Annotated in this window: 13 protein-coding genes; 5 read left to right on the top strand and 8 right to left on the bottom strand. The window is 76.3% G+C overall.

The features are described 5' to 3' along the window. Positions 1–114 precede the first annotated feature (114 nt). A complete protein-coding gene (locus ACFRAC_RS24045; RefSeq protein WP_382927191.1) occupies positions 115–1320 on the bottom strand; it encodes a Rieske 2Fe-2S domain-containing protein in 1206 nt (401 codons plus the stop codon). A gap of 248 nt (positions 1321–1568) precedes the next feature. On the opposite strand from ACFRAC_RS24045, the gene ACFRAC_RS24040 reads away from it, so the two are divergent. Continuing rightward, on the top strand, positions 1569–1775 hold the full coding sequence (locus ACFRAC_RS24040) for a DUF2180 family protein (protein ID WP_382927188.1): 207 nt from the start codon (positions 1569–1571) through the stop codon (positions 1773–1775). Positions 1776–1805: 30 nt separating this feature from the next. Here the strand turns inward: ACFRAC_RS24040 and ACFRAC_RS24035 are convergent, their stop codons facing one another. Together ACFRAC_RS24035 and ACFRAC_RS24030 are read right to left on the bottom strand one after the other, a co-directional pair. Further along, positions 1806–2081, bottom strand: coding sequence for a hypothetical protein (locus ACFRAC_RS24035; RefSeq protein WP_382927185.1), 276 nt, complete (start codon positions 2079–2081; stop codon positions 1806–1808). Positions 2082–2288: 207 nt separating this feature from the next. Continuing rightward, positions 2289–2912, bottom strand: a complete 624-nt coding sequence (locus tag ACFRAC_RS24030; RefSeq protein ID WP_382927182.1) for an RNA polymerase sigma factor — start codon at positions 2910–2912, stop codon at positions 2289–2291. Positions 2913–3058: 146 nt separating this feature from the next. Between ACFRAC_RS24030 and ACFRAC_RS24025 the strand changes: the two genes are divergently transcribed. The 4 genes from ACFRAC_RS24025 to ACFRAC_RS24010 all read left to right on the top strand — a co-directional run bounded on the left by ACFRAC_RS24025 (position 3059) and on the right by ACFRAC_RS24010 (position 7898). Further along, a complete protein-coding gene (locus tag ACFRAC_RS24025) occupies positions 3059–4051 on the top strand; it encodes a MerR family transcriptional regulator (protein WP_382927180.1) in 993 nt (330 codons plus the stop codon). 345 nt (positions 4052–4396) lie between these two features. Further along, positions 4397–5614 carry a lycopene cyclase family protein gene (locus tag ACFRAC_RS24020; protein WP_382927175.1) on the top strand — a complete coding sequence of 406 codons (1218 nt, stop codon included), beginning with the start codon at positions 4397–4399 and terminating at the stop codon, positions 5612–5614. Beyond that, positions 5611–6345 carry a class I SAM-dependent methyltransferase gene (locus tag ACFRAC_RS24015; RefSeq protein WP_382927171.1) on the top strand — a complete coding sequence of 245 codons (735 nt, stop codon included), beginning with the start codon at positions 5611–5613 and terminating at the stop codon, positions 6343–6345. The genes ACFRAC_RS24020 and ACFRAC_RS24015 overlap by 4 nt, the downstream gene beginning before the upstream one ends. After that, entirely contained in the window at positions 6342–7898 is a 1557-nt protein-coding gene (locus ACFRAC_RS24010; protein WP_382927167.1) for an FAD-dependent oxidoreductase, read from the top strand. Before ACFRAC_RS24015 ends, ACFRAC_RS24010 begins: the two co-directional genes overlap by 4 nt. 288 nt (positions 7899–8186) lie before the next feature. Here ACFRAC_RS24010 and ACFRAC_RS24005 read toward each other — a convergent pair whose 3' ends face one another. The 5 genes from ACFRAC_RS24005 to ACFRAC_RS23985 form a co-directional block, all read right to left on the bottom strand. Further along, on the bottom strand, positions 8187–9188 hold the full coding sequence (locus ACFRAC_RS24005) for a DUF5914 domain-containing protein (RefSeq protein WP_382927164.1): 1002 nt from the start codon (positions 9186–9188) through the stop codon (positions 8187–8189). Then, positions 9185–10186, bottom strand: coding sequence for a phytoene/squalene synthase family protein (locus ACFRAC_RS24000; RefSeq protein ID WP_382927162.1), 1002 nt, complete (start codon positions 10184–10186; stop codon positions 9185–9187). The genes ACFRAC_RS24005 and ACFRAC_RS24000 overlap by 4 nt, the downstream gene beginning before the upstream one ends. Beyond that, the gene (crtI, locus tag ACFRAC_RS23995; protein ID WP_382927159.1) at positions 10173–11747 is read right to left on the bottom strand and encodes a phytoene desaturase family protein; all 1575 of its coding nucleotides are present in this window, start codon (positions 11745–11747) and stop codon (positions 10173–10175) included. Before crtI ends, ACFRAC_RS24000 begins: the two co-directional genes overlap by 14 nt. Beyond that, positions 11744–12877, bottom strand: a complete 1134-nt coding sequence (locus ACFRAC_RS23990) for a polyprenyl synthetase family protein (protein ID WP_382927156.1) — start codon at positions 12875–12877, stop codon at positions 11744–11746. Before ACFRAC_RS23990 ends, crtI begins: the two co-directional genes overlap by 4 nt. Positions 12878–13172: 295 nt before the next feature. Continuing rightward, complete coding sequence (locus ACFRAC_RS23985) at positions 13173–15242, bottom strand: FUSC family protein (RefSeq protein WP_382927207.1); 2070 nt, start codon at positions 15240–15242, stop codon at positions 13173–13175. Between the last annotated feature and the right edge of the window lie 78 nt (positions 15243–15320).

The raw sequence follows: 15320 nt of genomic DNA, 5'->3' as shown, positions 1-15320 counted from the left end.
CGGCAGCGGGCTGATAGCCACACCCAGCACCCCTGGGCGATCCAACCCTACGAATGGCCCGATCAACCCGATCAAGAAGGTAGAGCGGGCTGACCGCTCCGGGGCCACGCACGGTCAGTTCCCGTCGACCGCCGGGAACTCGACGCCCGTCCCGCCGTACGCGGGGCGGTGCCCCGCTGTCACCGTCGCACAGCCGCCGGACGGGCCCGCACCGCACACCGGGGTGCCGGCGCCCAGCGGGACACCGTTGCCGCGCAGCACCGAGCGCACGTCCAGGATCAGCGGGAAGACCTCGTGGTTGCGGTCCTCGCCCTGTTCGTCCCAGGCCCGCTGCTCGGCCTCCACGGCCATGCGGTCCTCGGCGAACACCCGCTCGGTGAACCGCCGGATGAGCGGCCACGCCAGGTGCAGCGCGGCGGCGACCCTCGGTTTCTCGATCATGAGCAGGCCGTAGGCGTGGCAGGTGCGCTGTTCGGCGTCCTCGGGCACGTACGCGGCCCACAGCCGGAACGCCGGGTGGTGGGCGCCCTCCGGCACCAGGTCGAGCGTCTGGTACGGGTACTCGGTGCGGATGGTCATGACGTCCGCGGAGTCCTTGCCGCTCAGGCCCTCGCCGGCCAGCAGGCCCGCGCCCCGGTTGCGCTTGCCCCCGGCGTGCGTGAACAGGTACCGCGCCTCGACCGAGCGCGGGGTGGTGGTGTGGCCGAGCAGTTGGGGGTGCAGGGTGCCGACGACGCCCCGGTGCAGGAACTGGTGGTTCATGTCGAGGAGGTTCTCGTGCAGGAACGAGTAGTGGCAGCGCACCGTCCGGGAGAAGGTCATGGTGCGGTACCGCGGTGAGCCGTACGCCGGCAGGTCGGGCAGTTCGGTGACGGCGGCCTTGTCCGGGTCGCCGGGGAAGACGAACACCAGCCCGTACGCCTCGCGGACGGGATAGCCGCGCACTCCGCGCGGGGGCCTGCGGTCGCCCTTGGCGAGGTACGGGATCTGCGAGATGCGGCCGTCGCCGCGGTAGGCCCACGCGTGGTAGCAGCAGCGCAGCGTCTCACCCTCCACGACGCCCATGCTCAGCGGCACCTGCCGGTGGGCGCACCGGTCCTCCAGGGCGTGCACGACGCCGCCGCGGGTCCGGAAGAGGGCGATGCGTTCGCCGGCGAAGACGGCGGCGACGACCCGGCCACGGCGCACCGTGCGGGACAGCGCCACCGGGTACCAGAAGTCGGGGTGCGCCCCCACGCGCCTGAGGTCCGGGGCGTCCTCCGGGGCCGGCCGCCCCTGGTTCCGGCTCTCCCCGCTCCCGGCAGGATCCGTCTGGTTCATACCTCTCCCTCGCGTCGGGACGTCCGGCGGAGGCCTCAGGGGCCCAGCACCCGCTCATCCTCACGGCCGGAGGGGGCCGTGTCCCGCCCAGGGCGTCCACCGGGGTGAGCGGCCGTCCTGGGCGCCTGAGTTGCGGTGGGGCGCCGCCGGGCTTCCCATGGCCTTGCGGAGCAGTCGCCGGGGACCTCCGGCCCCCGGCGAGCGTGGAGGGCCGACGCTGTCGGGCGTGCTGGCGGAGAGGTCCGGATATGAAGTGCTACGAATGCGACCGGTCGGACCGCGCCACTGACGCGGTCGCGGTGTGCCAGGTGTGCGGAGCGGCTGTCTGCGCCGAGCACGTCCATACGGAGCCGGTGCAGATACGCGGTTCCGCGCAGCCCGGCAAGGTGATCCACAGCCGGCCGGCCCGGCGGATGACCTGCCCGGTGTGCCATACCGCGGAGAAGTCGCCCTGACGGGCGGACGTGGCCGGACGGGCCGTCGTCTCAGTCCGCCGGCGGGCGCTCGTCCGGTTCCCCGGAGGCGCGCAGTTCCCGCTCGATGCTCTCCCAGACGCGCCGGGACGGGGCGGCGGGGACGTCCTGCGCCTCGACCGCGCGGGCGACGGTCACGACCCGGCGCAGCCGGGACAGTTGCTCCCGGCAGCCCGCGCAGGCCGTGAGGTGCCGTGCGGCTTCGCCGTCGTCGCCGGGTCCGTCGCCGCGCAGCGCCCACTCCACCAGGGTGGCGGGCGCCAGGTGCCCGGGGGCGGCCTCAGACACGGCGGCCGGTGAGCGGCGGGGCAGAGCGGGCCTTCATGGGATCGTCCTCTCGCGCGTGAACTCGTCCTCCGTGGGAACTCGTGGCTGTTTCGGGCGCGGGACGTGCGGCGGATGCGGTCCAGGGGATGTCTCGTCGATCGGGCCGGATCAGCGAGCGGTGTCCGGTGCCGGACGCCGGGAGCCCGGCATGATCGGCGAGTCACCCCCCTAGATGCTCCGCGCGTCGGCGCGGCTCTGTTCGAGCGCTCTGCGGAGCCGGTACAGGCCGCGGCGGGTGTGGCTCTTGACGGTGCCCAGGGGCAGGCCCGTGAGCTCGGCGATCCGGGCCTGCGTCAGGTCGTGGAAGAAGGCCAGACAGATGACCTGCCGCTGCCGGGCGGGGAGCCGGGACAGCTCGTCCACCAGCAGGACCCGGTCCAGGACGTCGTCGGGTCCGGTGCCCTCGGACGCCACCGGAACGGAGTCGTGCCCCGCGGCCTCGGCCAGTGCCAGGCGCCTCGTCCGCGCCGCGAGCGCGTCGACGATCTTGCGGCGGGTGATGCCGACGAGCCAGGCGCCGAGCGGGCCGCGCTCGGGACGGAAGCCGTGCCGTCCCCGCCAGGCGCCTATGAACACCTGCTGGGTGACGTCCTCGGCCTCGTGGGTGTCACCGAGGGACCGGGCGGCCATGGTGTGGACCAGCGGGCCCCAGCGCCGGTAGATCGCCGCGAAGGCCCGCTCGTCGGCGGCGCGCAGGCCGCGGGCCAGCTCCTCCTCGTACAGGGTCTCCTCGGCCGGCGGGGCGCCGGCGGACGGCGTCGCGGAAGTGGGGGATCGCAGTTGCGTGCTCATGGCCCGGTTCCTCCTGCCGCTCGCCGTGTGCCGGGAAGGCCGCCGGACGAGCCCTGACTGTCGCCGTTCACCGGCGCGACCCTCAGTGTCGGAACAGCAAAACGACGCAAGCAACACGCGTCGTTCTTGCGTCGTACACTGTCGGGGTGGACACGGACACGAGCGACGACGGCGACACCGGGCGCGGCGGCGGGCTGACGACGGGCGAGGTCGCCCGGCGGCTCGGGGTGGCCCCCACCACCGTCCGCACCTGGGACCGGCGTTACGGCCTGGGCCCGGACGCCCACACGGGTGGCAGGCACCGCCGCTGGACGCCCGCCGACATCGCCCGGCTGGAGCGCATGTGCGCGCTGACCGCGAGCGGCCTCCCCCCGGCCGAGGCGGCGCGCCTGGCCCGCGAGGAGCCGCCGGAGGACACCGGCGGCTCCCGTCCGCGCGTCGGACCCCCGCCCCGGCGGGCCGCGTCCGGGCGCAGCCGGGCCGGCAGCGGTCTGCGCCTGGGGGACGCGCGCCAGGAGTGCAAGGGGATCGCCCGCGCGGCGCTGCGTCTGGACGCGCCCGCGCTGGACGCCCTGCTCGCGGACGCGATCGAGGAGCACGGACTGGTCACCGCCTGGACCGAGGTGATCATGCCGACGCTGCAGGCGGTCGGCAGGAAGTGGGAGAGCTCGGGCGACCGCTACGTCGAGGTGGAGCACTTTCTGTCCTGGCATGTCTCCGGTGCGCTGCGGCGCGGTACGCGGCCCGTGGCCGCCGGCCGTCCGGGCGCCGTCGCCGTGCTCGCGTGCGTGCCCGGGGAGAGTCACACGCTGCCGCTGGAGGTGCTGACCGCCGCCCTGTCCGAACGCGGCGTCCCGGTGCGGATGTTCGGCGGCGCGCTGCCGGCCGGTTCGCTCGTGGAGGCCGTACGGCGGACCGGGCCCTCGGTGGTGGGGCTGTGGGCTCAGGCCCGGTCCACGGCGAGCCGGCCGCTGGCCCAGCACGTGGCCGCGATGGAGTGGGGTGTGCGGGGGGCGCGCCGGCGGCCGGTGGTGCTGCCCCTCGGACCGGGCTGGGCGGGGGCGCCGATGCCCGGCCTGCCCCGCCCGACGAGCCTGGCCGAGGCGGTCGCCGTCGTGGAGCAGCGCATGCCGGGCTGACCGGCGCCGTCCCGACCGCCGCGCGGCGGGTACGCGCGTCACGCAGGGCGATTCGGGTGGGCCGCGCCGGGGCACCGGGCGGGCCGACCGCCCGCGACCCGCCCGGCGCGGTAGCTGTGGTCGCGACGAGGCGAGGAGGACCATGACGGCCTGTCCGTACGGGAGCCCCGGGGACCGGGCGCCGGCGCGGGTACCCGGCGTCCCCCGGTCCGGCCCGGGTGCATCCGGGGCCGGGCGGCGGCCGGAAGAGGGTGCGTACCGAGACCGTGCCCGACCCCCAGATCCGGAGCGAGGCGTGACCAGCGACGGCCCCCTTGTGCGCACCGCCACCCGCCGGAGGGCCGTATGAGCGGTTCCTCGGGCCCCGTCCGGGAGACCGACGTGCTCGTCCTGGGCGGCGGTGCCGCCGGGCTCTCCCTCGCGCACCGGCTGGCCGTGACCGGGGCGGACGTGCTCGTGGTGGAGCCGCCCGACGGCCCGTCCCGTCCTCCGGCCCGGACCTGGTGCTTCTGGGACGACGGCACGTTCGGCCTCGACGAGGTCGTCAGCGCGTCCTGGCCGCGGCTGCGGGTGCACGGCGGCAACGGCGTCGCGCACACCGTCGACCCGTCCCCGCTGCGCTACCGGATGCTCCGCTCGGCACGGTTCGAGGAGTACGTGCACGCCCGGCTGGCGGAGCGGCCCGGCTGCGGAGTGCTGCGCGCCACGGCCGGCGCCGTACGCGACACGCCCGGCGGGGCCGAGGCCGACTGCACGGCACCGGACGGGAGTCCGCTGACCGTGCGGGCCCGCCTCGTCTTCGACTCACGGCCCCTCGCCGCCCCGCCACCGGCCCGCACCCGGCTGCTCCAGCACTTCCGCGGCTGGTTCGTACGGACGGCACGGCCGCGGTTCGACCCCGCCGTCGCCGACCTGATGGACTTCCGGGTGCCGCAGCCCGCGCACGGGCTCGCCTTCGGCTACGTCCTGCCGCTCGCGCCCGACCACGCCCTCGTCGAGTACACCGAGTTCTCCCGGACGCCCCTGACCACCCCGGCGTACGAGAAGGCCCTCGACCGGTACTGCCACGACGTCCTCGGATTGGGCGCGTTCGGCGTGGAGGCGGCCGAGCAGGGCGTGGTGCCGATGACCGACGCGCGTTTCCCGGTGCGGGTCGGGCCCGCGGTGTACCGGATCGGCACGGCGGGCGGGGCGACCCGCCCCTCGACCGGCTACACCTTCGCCGCCGCCCAGCGCCAGAGCCGGGCGATCGCCGCCTCCCTGGCCGCGGGCCGCCCGCGTGTGCCCCCGCCGCACGGGCGGCGGGCCCTCGCCATGGACGCGGTGATGCTGCGCGCCCTGGACACCGGCCGTATCGACGGGCCCGCCTTCTTCACGGGGCTGTTCGCCCACACCCCGGCCGAGCGGCTGCTGCGGTTCCTCGACGGCGCCAGCACCCTCCGCGAGGAGTGGTCCATCGGACTGCGCGGCCCCGTGGGCCCGATGCTGCGCACCGCCCTCGAACTGCCCTTCCTGCCCCGCCGATCCCACCCCGCACCACGATCCGGAGAACGCCTCCCATGACACTGCTGCGCGACCACGACCTGGCCCGCGCCTTCGACCACGCGTCGGGCGCCTACGACCGCCTCACCGCGCTCAACCCCGGCTACCGCGCCGAACTCCTGCGCTCGGCACGGCGGTTGCGGCTCCCCCGGGACGGCGAGGGGCTGCGCGTCCTCGACCTCGGCTGCGGCACCGGAGCCTCCACCCGCGCCCTGCTGCGGGCCGCGCCCCGCGCCCGTATCACCGCCGTCGACGCGTCGGCCGGCATGCTGCGCCGGGCGCTGGAGAAGCGCTGGCCGCGGCAGGTGCGGTTCCTGCACCGTACGGCCGAGGAGACGGCGGCGGACGACGGGGGTCCGTACGACGCGGTGTTCGCCGCCTACCTGTTCCGCAACGTCACCGACCCCGACCAGGTGCTCGGCACCGTCCGGTCCTCCCTGTTGCGGCCGGGCGGGCGGCTGGCCGTCCACGAGTACAGCCTCAGCGGGTCGGCGGTGCACCGGGCTCTGTGGCGGGCGGTGTGCGACGGGGTGATCGTCCCGATGGGCAGCCTCACGGGTGCCCGCGCCCTGTACCGGCACCTGGGCCACAGCGTCCTCGGCTTCGACACCGCCCCCGCGTTCACGGACCGGCTGGCCCGTGCCGGCTTCACGGAGGTGACGGCGCTGCCCGTCGCCGGGTGGCAGACCGGCATCGTGCACACCTTCCTCGCCCGCAACGGCTCCTCCGCGCGGCCGGAGGAGGCCCGATGACCGACCGGACCCGCCGGCCCGCCGCCCGGCGCGGCCGCGACCGCAAGGCCGAGGTGCTGATGCCCGCGCCCGGCCGGGACCGGTTCGCGCCCGGGGACGCGCCGTCCGTCGCCGTGATCGGCGGCGGGATCGCGGGGCTCGCCGCGGCGACCCTGCTGGGCGAGCGGGGCGCCCGGGTGACCCTGTACGAGCGGGAGCAGTCCCTGGGCGGCCGGCTCGCCGGTACGCGCACCCGTCTGACGGACGGCTCCGACGTCACCATGAGCCGCGGGTTCCACGCGTTCTTCCGCCAGTACTACAACCTGCGCGGCCTGCTGCGGCGCACCGATCCCGCGCTCGACCGGCTCACTGCGCTGCCCGACTACCCGCTGCGGCACAGCGGCGGCCTGACCGACAGCTTCGCCAAGGTGCCGCGCACACCGCCGTTCAGCGCCCTCGGCTTCGTCGTCCTCAGCCCCACCTTCGGCTGGGGCGACCTGGCCGCGATGAACGCGCGTGCCGCCCTGCCGCTGCTCGACGTGCGCGTGCCGGAGGTGTACGAGCGCTTCGACCACATCAGCGCGACGCGCTTCCTCGACGGCGTCCGCTTCCCGGAGACCGCGCACCACCTGGCGTTCGAGGTGTTCTCGCGGAGCTTCTTCGCCGACCCCGCCGAGCTGTCGGCGGCCGAGCTGCTGCTGATGTTCCACATCTACTTCCTCGGCTCGGCCGAGGGCCTGCTGTTCGACGTGCCCGACGAGCCGTTCCCGCAGGCGCTGTGGGAGCCGCTGGGCGACTACCTCGAGCGGCTGGGCGCGGACGTGCGCACCGGCACCCCCGTCCACGCCGTCCGGCCCCGCGCGGGCGGCGGCGCCGAGGTGCGGACCGACGCGGGGGCCACGGCCCACGAGGCGGTGGTGCTCGCCCTCGATCCCGGTGCGCTGCGGCACCTGGTCGCCGCGTCGCCCGGGCTGGGGACGGCGGGCTGGCGGGACGACATCGACGCGCTGCGGACGGCCCCGCCGTTCCTCGTGTCCCGGCTCTGGCTGGACCGCCCCGTCCGCCCGGAGCGGCCGGGCTTCCTCGGCACCAGCGGGTACGACGGCCTCGACAACATCAGCGTCCTGGACCGCTACGAGGGCGAGGCCCGGCGCTGGGCCGGGCGGACCGGCGGCTCGGTGGTGGAACTGCACGCGTACGCGGTCACCGGCGGCCGGCACGAGGACGTGCAGCGCGGCCTCCTCGACCGGCTGCACGAGGTGTATCCGGAGACCCGGGAGGCACGGGTGGTCGACGCCCGGCACGAGTGGCGGGCCGACTGCCCCCTGTTCCCGGTGGGTTCGTACGACCGCCGGCCCCGGGTCCGCACCCCGCACCCCTGGCTGACGCTGGCCGGAGACGCCATCCGCTGCGACCTCCCGGTGGCCCTGATGGAACGGGCCGCCACGACAGGCTTCCTCGCGGCCAACACGCTGCTGGCCGCGCGGGGGGTGCGCGGCCAGGTGCTGTGGACGGTGCCGCGCGCGGGACGGTCACCGGTGCTGCGGGCACTCGGGGCACTGGCGGCACGCTGAGTCGCCGGGTCCTCCCCGCCGGGCGGGTTCCGGGCGGTGCCGCGCCCTGCGGCTCGGGGCGTCGCCGCGAGCCACGCGGGACCTGCGCGCGGGTGCTGGAGAGCCGGTGCCGCTCACTCGCGGCGGGACCCCGCGCGCCGGACGGCGGCTCAGCCGGGGAAGCGGCCCGAGCCGCGCGACGCCCGACGCCGCCCGGCCTGGCGCGCGGGGCACCGCCCGTGCTGTGGACGGTGCCGCGCGCGTTCGGCGTGCCGCCGGGGGCGCCCCGAGCACGCGCCGGACGGCGGCTCAGCCGGGGAAGCGGCCCGTGCTGCGGAGTGCCCAGCGGCGTTCCGCGTAGGCCAGGTCGTCGCGCCACAGGCGGCCGGCCGTGCGGCGCATGAGAGGGCGCAGGGCGGGGGCGGCCGCTCTGGCCAAGGCGAAGCCGCGGCGGTCGGATGCGGCGACGATCGCCTCGACCACCGCGGTGCGCGGCCTGCTCGCGCCCTCGGCGGTCAGCGGGGTGGCGTGGGTCTCCACCACGGACGTCGCCCCCTCGCCCTCGGTGATCCGCATGAGGACGGTGCGCGGGTCGGGTGCGGTGAACTCCGCGCGCACCGGCACCACCCAGGAGCCCAGCGCCCGGAACGAGACGTCGACCACGAACGCGTCGTCACCGTCGCCGTCCGGCGAGCCGACCACCTTGAGGTCGACGAACGAGTACGGGTGGAACCACGAGCCGTGCCAGGGGTCGAGGCGGTTGGCGACCACGTCCTGCGCTTCGCACTCCCCGACCGCCGTGAACACGGCGTCCAGCGCGCCCCCGGCCGGGCGCCGCGGCACCACCGGCCGCTCCAGCGGCTCCTCGCCGCCGACCGCGTCGAGGCGCACCCAGACGAGGACGCCGTCGTCGTGGACGGGGTAGGGCTCCCAGCCGGCGAACGGCGCGCCGTCCAGGGCGAGTCCGTGCCAATGGCACACCAGCGTGCCGCACACCACGCGGCTGTCGCGCAGCGGCGCTCCCAGGTGCGGGCAGATCCCGGACCCGGCGTGCGGTGTCCCGTCCTGCCCGCGCCACAGCACGACCTCGACGCCGCCGACCGTCCTGCCGTAAGGGCGTTCGCCGGCCCGGATGTCGCGGGAGGCGCCGACGACGAACCAGTTGCCGGAGGGGCGGGCCGAGGCCCGTTTGAGGGCGTCGGCGATGAGCGCGGGGCGCGCCTGCCGCCAGGAGGGCTGCTGGCGCGCCCAGTCCGGCGGGCGGCGGAACCGCAGCGGTGAGGTCCAGCGGTCGTCCGGTCGTCGGGTCACCTTGCCCGCCCTTTCGTCTGCGGCGCCGGCTGCCCGGCCCGGGGTGCCGGGTGCGCGGCGCGATTGGTGGTGTGCCGGCGGGCCGCGAGGATGCGGGCGGCGCCGGCCGCGGCGGTGGCCGCGCGGCGGCCGAGCGACACGACCGCGCGGCGGTGCAGGACGTCGTGGTCCTGCTCGGCGATGGCGTCGAGGATGCCGCCGTACAGGGTGAACGCGGTGCGGATGCAGGGCCGTACGCGGGGTTCGAGCATCGCGATGCCCGGTTCCGCGGCCCGGTAGACCTCGCGGGTCAGGGCCTCGGCGGCGACGAACGCGGCGCGGATGCGCGGGTCGCGCCGGCCGGTGCGGCGGCTCCACTCCAGCAGCGGCCGGTCCACTCCGTGGGCGGCGAGCAGGTCGGCCGGCAGATAGACACGGCCCCGGTCCAGGTCCTCGCCCACGTCCCGCAGGAAGTTGGTGAGCTGGAAGGCGACGCCGAGGTCCGCGGCGTGGGGGGCCGCCTCCTCGCGGGGGACGACGGTGCCGAGCACCGGCAGCATCTGCAGGCCGATGACCGCGGCCGAGCCGTGCATGTAGGCGCGCAGGTCGGCGTAGGTCGGGTAGTCCGTGACGGTCAGGTCGGCCCGCATCGAGGCCATGAAGTCGGCGAACAGCGCGGTGTCGATGCCGTACCGGGCGGCGGTGTCGGCGACGGCGCGGACCACGGGTTCGTCGCCGCCGCCGGTGCGCAGTCCGTGCGCGAGGTCGCTCTCCAGGCGGCGCAGCAGCACGTCCCGTTCCGCCGGGGTGCGGCTGCGGTCGAGGTCGTCGACGATGTCGTCCGCCCAGCGCGCGAAGCCGTACAGGGCGTGCACGGCGCAGCGGCGTTCCACCGGCAGCAGACGGGTGGCGAGGAAGTAGGTGCGCCCGTGGCGGGCGTTGAGGGTGCGGCAGCGCAGGTAGGCGTCGCGCAGCGCGGGGTCGGTGATGCGGGCGGCGTCCAGTTCACGACGGGACATCGGTACCTCGTACGGTCGGGGCGGACGCGACGCGCCCGGTGGGCGGAAGGGCACGGGCGCGGGGCGGGCGGCGGCGCGCGGTGACGCCGGTGACGCGGGCGGCGGCGAGCTTGCCGCTGACGAGCACCGTGGGCACGCCCACCCCGGGGGTGGTTCCGCAGCCGGCCAGGACGGCGTTGTCGAGGCCGCGGACGAGGTTGCGGGGCCGGAAGGGGCCGGTCTGCGCGAACGTGTGGGAGACCGAGAAGGGGCCGCCCGCGGCGTGGCCCTGGGCGGTCCAGTCCAGCGGGGTGACCAGCATCTCCTCCTGGACGCTCGCGTCGAAGCCCGTCAGGCCGCGCCGTTCGAGTTCGGCGACGAGGCTGTCCCGGTAGCGGGGGCCGAGGTCGCGCCAGGCGGGGGCGGACGGTCCGACGTCGGTGTTCGGGCAGGGGGCCAGGACGTAGTGCAGATGCCGTCCGGGCGGGGCCAGTTCCGGGTCGTGGGCCGTGGGGCGGGTGATGAGCAGGGAGGGGTCGCTCATCAGGGCGCCCGTGCGGGTGAGTTCGTGGAAGGTGGACTCCCACGCCGCTCCGAAGGACAGCGTGTGATGGGCGAGGCCGGGCCAGGTGCGGTCGGTGCCGGCGTGCAGGATCACCGCGGACGGGGAGTGCCGCAGGGGGACCGGGCGGCGCGGGGCGCGGCCCAGGAGCCGGTAGGCGGCGGGCAGTTCGCAGGTCAGCACCACCGCGTCGCAGGCGATGCGCTCCCCGGAGGTGAGGCGGACGGCGCGGACCCGGCCGGCCGACTGCTCCAGCGAGTCGACCTCGGCCGACCAGCGCAGGTCGGCGCCGGCTTCGGCGGCCGCGTCGGCCATCCCGCGGGGAAGCGCGTGCATGCCGCCGCGCGGGAACCAGACGCCGGCCACGGTGTCCATGTAGGCGATCACGGCGTAGGCGGCGAGGGCGCGGGCGGGGGCGACGCCGGCGTACAGGGCCTGGAAGGAGAAGACGCGCCGCAGCCGCTCGTCGCCGAGGAAGCGGCCGATCCGCCGGTCGAGGCGGCCGAAGCCGCCGAGGGCGGCGAGCCGGGCCAGGTCGGGGCCGAGGAGCTGCAGCGGGGAGTCGAAGTTGGCGTCGATGAAGCGGCCCATCTGCGCCCGGTAGAGGCGTTCCAGCCAGTTCCGCAGGTCCCGGTAGCCCGCCGCCTCGGCCGGTCCGGCGAACCGCCGGACCTCCTCCTCCATGGCCGCGCCGTCGGTGTGCACGTCCAGTGCGCTGCCGTCGGCGAACCGCGCCCGGTAGGCGGGGTGCAGCGGGATCAGCTCGACGTGGCGGGCGAGGCTGTCGCCGACCGCCGCGAACGCCTCGTCGGCCAGGTGGGGCATGGTCAGGACCGTGGGCCCGGTGTCGACGGCGTACGGGCCGAGCTGGACGCGTCCGGCCCGGCCGCCCGGGACGGCGTCGCGTTCGACGACGGTGACCCGGCGTCCGGCACCCAGCAGGTGGAGGGCGCAGGCGAGGCCGGAGAGGCCGGCGCCCACGACGACGACGTGTTCCGTCGGTCCCGGTACGGTCCTCACGCGATGTCCTCCGTCCGCTGCGGGACGCCGCCCGAGACCCGCGCGACCAGCGCGGCGAACTCCTCGCGTACGGCGGTGTCCGCGCCGGTCCCCTCGAAGTGCCGCAGGCTCGCCGCGGCCAGTTCGGCGATCTTCGCCTCGGTCAGCGCGCGGGCTCCGGTCCACTCCAGTGCCTTGCGCATCCGCTCGACGGCGCCGTCCGGCCGCTCGGAGGGGCCGGGGGCGAGCGCCGCCACGGCCTCCTCGTCGCCGGAGGCGTCGGCGAGCCGGGCGGCGACGGCGAGCAGGTAGGTCAGCTTGCGGGTACGCAGGTCCTCGTCGGCCGGCTTCCCGGTGAGCGCCGGGTCGCCGAACGCGCCGAGCAGGTCGTCGCGCAGCTGGAAGGCGAGCCCGGCGTCCCGTCCGGCGCGGCGCAGAGCGTCCACGGTGCGGGCGCCGGCCCCGGCGAGGGCCGCGCCGAGCGCGAGCGGCCGTTCGACCGTGTACAGGGCGCTCTTCAGGGTGGCGACGGTCAGCGCCTCCTCGACGCCGGACGCGCCGGTGGCCTGGGCGTGCAGATCGCGGTACTGCCCGGCGACCATCTCACCGCGCATGGCCCGCCACTCCTCGTACAGCAGCGGGCCGTGCGGGAGGCGCAGTGCCGTCTCGGTCAGCAGGTCGTCGGCCCAGGCGAGCGCCAGGTCGCCGGCGAGCACGGTGGCGGAGGCGCCGAACGACTCCCTCGAACCGGTCATTCGGGTGGCGCTGTGGAGGCGGGCCAGCTCCACGTGCATCGTGGGACCGCCCCGGCGCAGCGGTGAGCCGTCCATCAGGTCGTCGTGTATGAGCGCGCACGCCTGGAGGAGTTCGAGGGCGGCGCCGGTGCGCAGCACCGCGGTGGCGTCGCCCGTGCCGCCCGCCGCCCGCCATCCGCACCAGACGAACGCGGTGCGCAGCCGTTTGCCGCCTCTGCGGATCAGACCGGCGACCCGGTCGGCGACGTCCTCGGCGAAGACCGGGTCCACCTGACGGGCCTGGCGCAGTCTCGCGTCCAGGACGTCGTCCAGCACGGCGTCGACGTCGCGGGCGGCGTCGAGGGCCGTCGCGGGCGCGCGCGCCGCGTCGGCGGCCGTCGGCCTCAGTTCCAGCATGCACGGCCCCTTCTCACTCTCCGTCACCTGCACACCTGCACTTCTGCCGACACCTCGGGTGTGGATGCGCCCATGTGTTCCCCGCCTGCTCGGTCCGCCGGTCGAATGCACTCCCTGGGCCGAACGCGGCCGCGACGGCGAGCCCCGCGTGCCCTCGGGGGCCCGCGGCCCACCCGGCGCGCCTACCGATCGGAACCGGGACATGAAGGAGTGAAACGGACTCCCAGTGGACCACCGTCCGGGCACGTTCCCGCGCTACGGCACGGGGTTTCGCCCGCTCGCACCGCACGGCCCTCTACTCCTCGGACCGGGTGCGCGGGGGCCGCCGGAGCGCGTCGGGCAGCCCGGACTCGATCCGGCCGAGCTGGGCGGCGAGGCCCCGCAGCCAGAGGTCGAGGTCGACCAGCGCCGGTGTGGGCCGCCCCGACGGGCGCACGGCCGGGGGCTCCGTCCGCCGGGGCGGCGGTGTGTCACCGGCGCACAGCGCGGCCAGCCGGTCGGTGGTCTCGGCGAGGGCCCGGGCGCCTGCCCGTTGCCGGTCGGCCGCGGACGGCGGCAGCGCGGCGACGGGAAGATCGAAGCGGGGCAGCCACTGGGCGCCCAGGAAGACGTGGTGCGCCGTCAGGAGGACGGCCTGCCAGTCGGCCCCGCCGTGCCCGCCGCCCCCGGGTTCGCTGCGGAACTGCGCGTACGCGGCCTCCGCCAGCCGCAGCCGATGCAGGGCGGGCAGCGTCGGCGGGGGCGGCACCGATCCGGGTGGCACGGCGGCGAGCATGCCGACGGTGTCCTTGATCAGGGGCCCGCACTCGCGCAGGAGCCCCGCCATGGTGCGGCGCACCTCCGCGCGGGCACCGGTCGGCCAGGCGAGCAGCCCGCACAGCAGTCCGATCGCGCTGCCGGTGACGACGTCCACGATGCGCACCTCGGCCAGTTGCCAGGACGCCGGACTGATCTGGGCGAACGCGGAGGACACCACCAGGGTGAACAGCCCCTGGGCCCAGGCGATGCCCAGCAACGGCCCCACGGAGAAAGCGAGCAGCATGGCGGGGGCCAGCATCGCGGCGTAGGCGTCGGTGTGCCGGCCCAGCCCGATGAGCAGCGCGCCGGCGGCGACGGCGCCCAGCAGGTTGCCGAGGACGGCCAGGCGGATGGCCGCCCAGGTCTCGCCGACGGTGGTCCGGCTCAGGGTGAGCACCGTCAGCAGCACCCAGAAGCCGTGGGCCAGGTCGAGCGACCCGGCCACGAGCCGTGCCGCGGCGAGCGCCATCGCGATGCGCAGCGCGTTGTGGAACTGCACGGAGCGCGGCGTCAGGTTCCCGGTGATCCGCCGCAGCCACAGGCGCGGGACGGTGCTGTACGCGTACCAGAACAGCACCGGCGGGTCGATGGGCGCCCTGCGCCGTCCGTCGAGGCCGACCCGCACGGAGATCTCCAGGGTGCGCACGGACTCGGCGACCGACAGCAGCAGCGCCTGCCGGCGCAGCACGTCCGCGGGCGGCACCTCGTCGGCGGGCCCGGTGGCCTGCCGGACGCGGATCCGCTGGAAGTCCTCGATGGCCTCGTCCGTCCGGTGCGGGCCGGGCGCGGCGCGGCCGGTGCGCAGCGCGGTGACGGTGTCGTCGAGCAGGCCCGTCACCCGCGGCAGGAGCGAGCGCAGGGCCCGGTCCGCGCCGTTGGCGCCCTGCCCCTCGGGGGTGGCGAGGCCGCGCAGCTCACCGGTCTCGGTCAGATGGGCCAGCTGCTCCAGCAGCCGGCGGGTGGCGGTCCCCGCCTGGGCCAGCCCGCGCATGGCGCGTCCGGGTCCGGCGGGCCGCTGCGCGGGCGCCACCGCGGACAGCCGCAGCCGCGCGCCCGCCTCGCGCAGCGCCTGCGGGGAGAGGGCGGTCTCCCCCGTGACGGCGTCGCGCGCCGTCCGCAGCGCCGCCGCCAGCGCGGCACGGTAGGTCGGGTCGGGCGGGTCCGGCAGGACGAACAGTTCGCACAGCACCAGCGCCAGCACGCCGAGGGTGAGTCCCGCCAGCCGCAGCCCCAGCGCGTCCGGTTCGTAGGGCGGGAAGCACGCGAGGATGTAGAAGAGCTGGAGCGCGGGGGCGGCCCCGGCCGGGCGGGGGCCCGCGACGGCCGCGAAGGCCAGCAGGAACCCCACGACGAGCATGCCGAGCACGGCCGCCCAGGTGTGCACGGCCAGCGCGGTACCGAGCGCCACCAGCGCGAGGCCCACGGGAAGGGCCTTGAGCATCACCTCGGCCCGCTGCCGCCCCGACCCCGGGATGGTGGACAGCAGGCCCAGCGAGATCGGCGCGAAGAGCGCGTACAGCGCGAGCACGGGCTCGTCGAAGCCGTACAGACAGGTGTAGAAGCCCATGGACGCGGCGAGCGCCACGCGCGCCGCCCGGCGCAGGATCGCGGTCCGCCTCGCCGTGCCGGTCACGGCAGGTGCCCG

It is taken from the genome of Streptomyces sp. NPDC056628 (assembly GCF_042792555.1).
Classification (GTDB): Bacteria; Actinomycetota; Actinomycetes; order Streptomycetales; family Streptomycetaceae; genus Streptomyces.
Note: the sequence above shows the minus strand (reverse complement) of the source record. Positions and strands in the feature narration are given on the sequence as shown.

Bases quoted from the DNA above. Each gene is read 5' to 3' on its own strand.
- ACFRAC_RS24010 (WP_382927167.1), top strand. From the start codon at position 6,342: ATGACCGACCGGACCCGCCGGCCCGCCGCCCGGCGCGGCCGCGACCGC.
- ACFRAC_RS24020 (WP_382927175.1), top strand. From the start codon at position 4,397: ATGAGCGGTTCCTCGGGCCCCGTCCGGGAGACCGACGTGCTCGTCCTG.
- ACFRAC_RS24045 (WP_382927191.1), bottom strand. From the start codon at position 1,320: ATGAACCAGACGGATCCTGCCGGGAGCGGGGAGAGCCGGAACCAGGGG.
- ACFRAC_RS23985 (WP_382927207.1), bottom strand. From the start codon at position 15,242: ATGGGCTTCTACACCTGTCTGTACGGCTTCGACGAGCCCGTGCTCGCG.
- ACFRAC_RS24040 (WP_382927188.1), top strand. From the start codon at position 1,569: ATGAAGTGCTACGAATGCGACCGGTCGGACCGCGCCACTGACGCGGTC.
- ACFRAC_RS24000 (WP_382927162.1), bottom strand. From the start codon at position 10,186: ATGTCCCGTCGTGAACTGGACGCCGCCCGCATCACCGACCCCGCGCTG.
- ACFRAC_RS23990 (WP_382927156.1), bottom strand. From the start codon at position 12,877: ATGCTGGAACTGAGGCCGACGGCCGCCGACGCGGCGCGCGCGCCCGCG.
- ACFRAC_RS24030 (WP_382927182.1), bottom strand. From the start codon at position 2,912: ATGAGCACGCAACTGCGATCCCCCACTTCCGCGACGCCGTCCGCCGGC.
- ACFRAC_RS24015 (WP_382927171.1), top strand. From the start codon at position 5,611: ATGACACTGCTGCGCGACCACGACCTGGCCCGCGCCTTCGACCACGCG.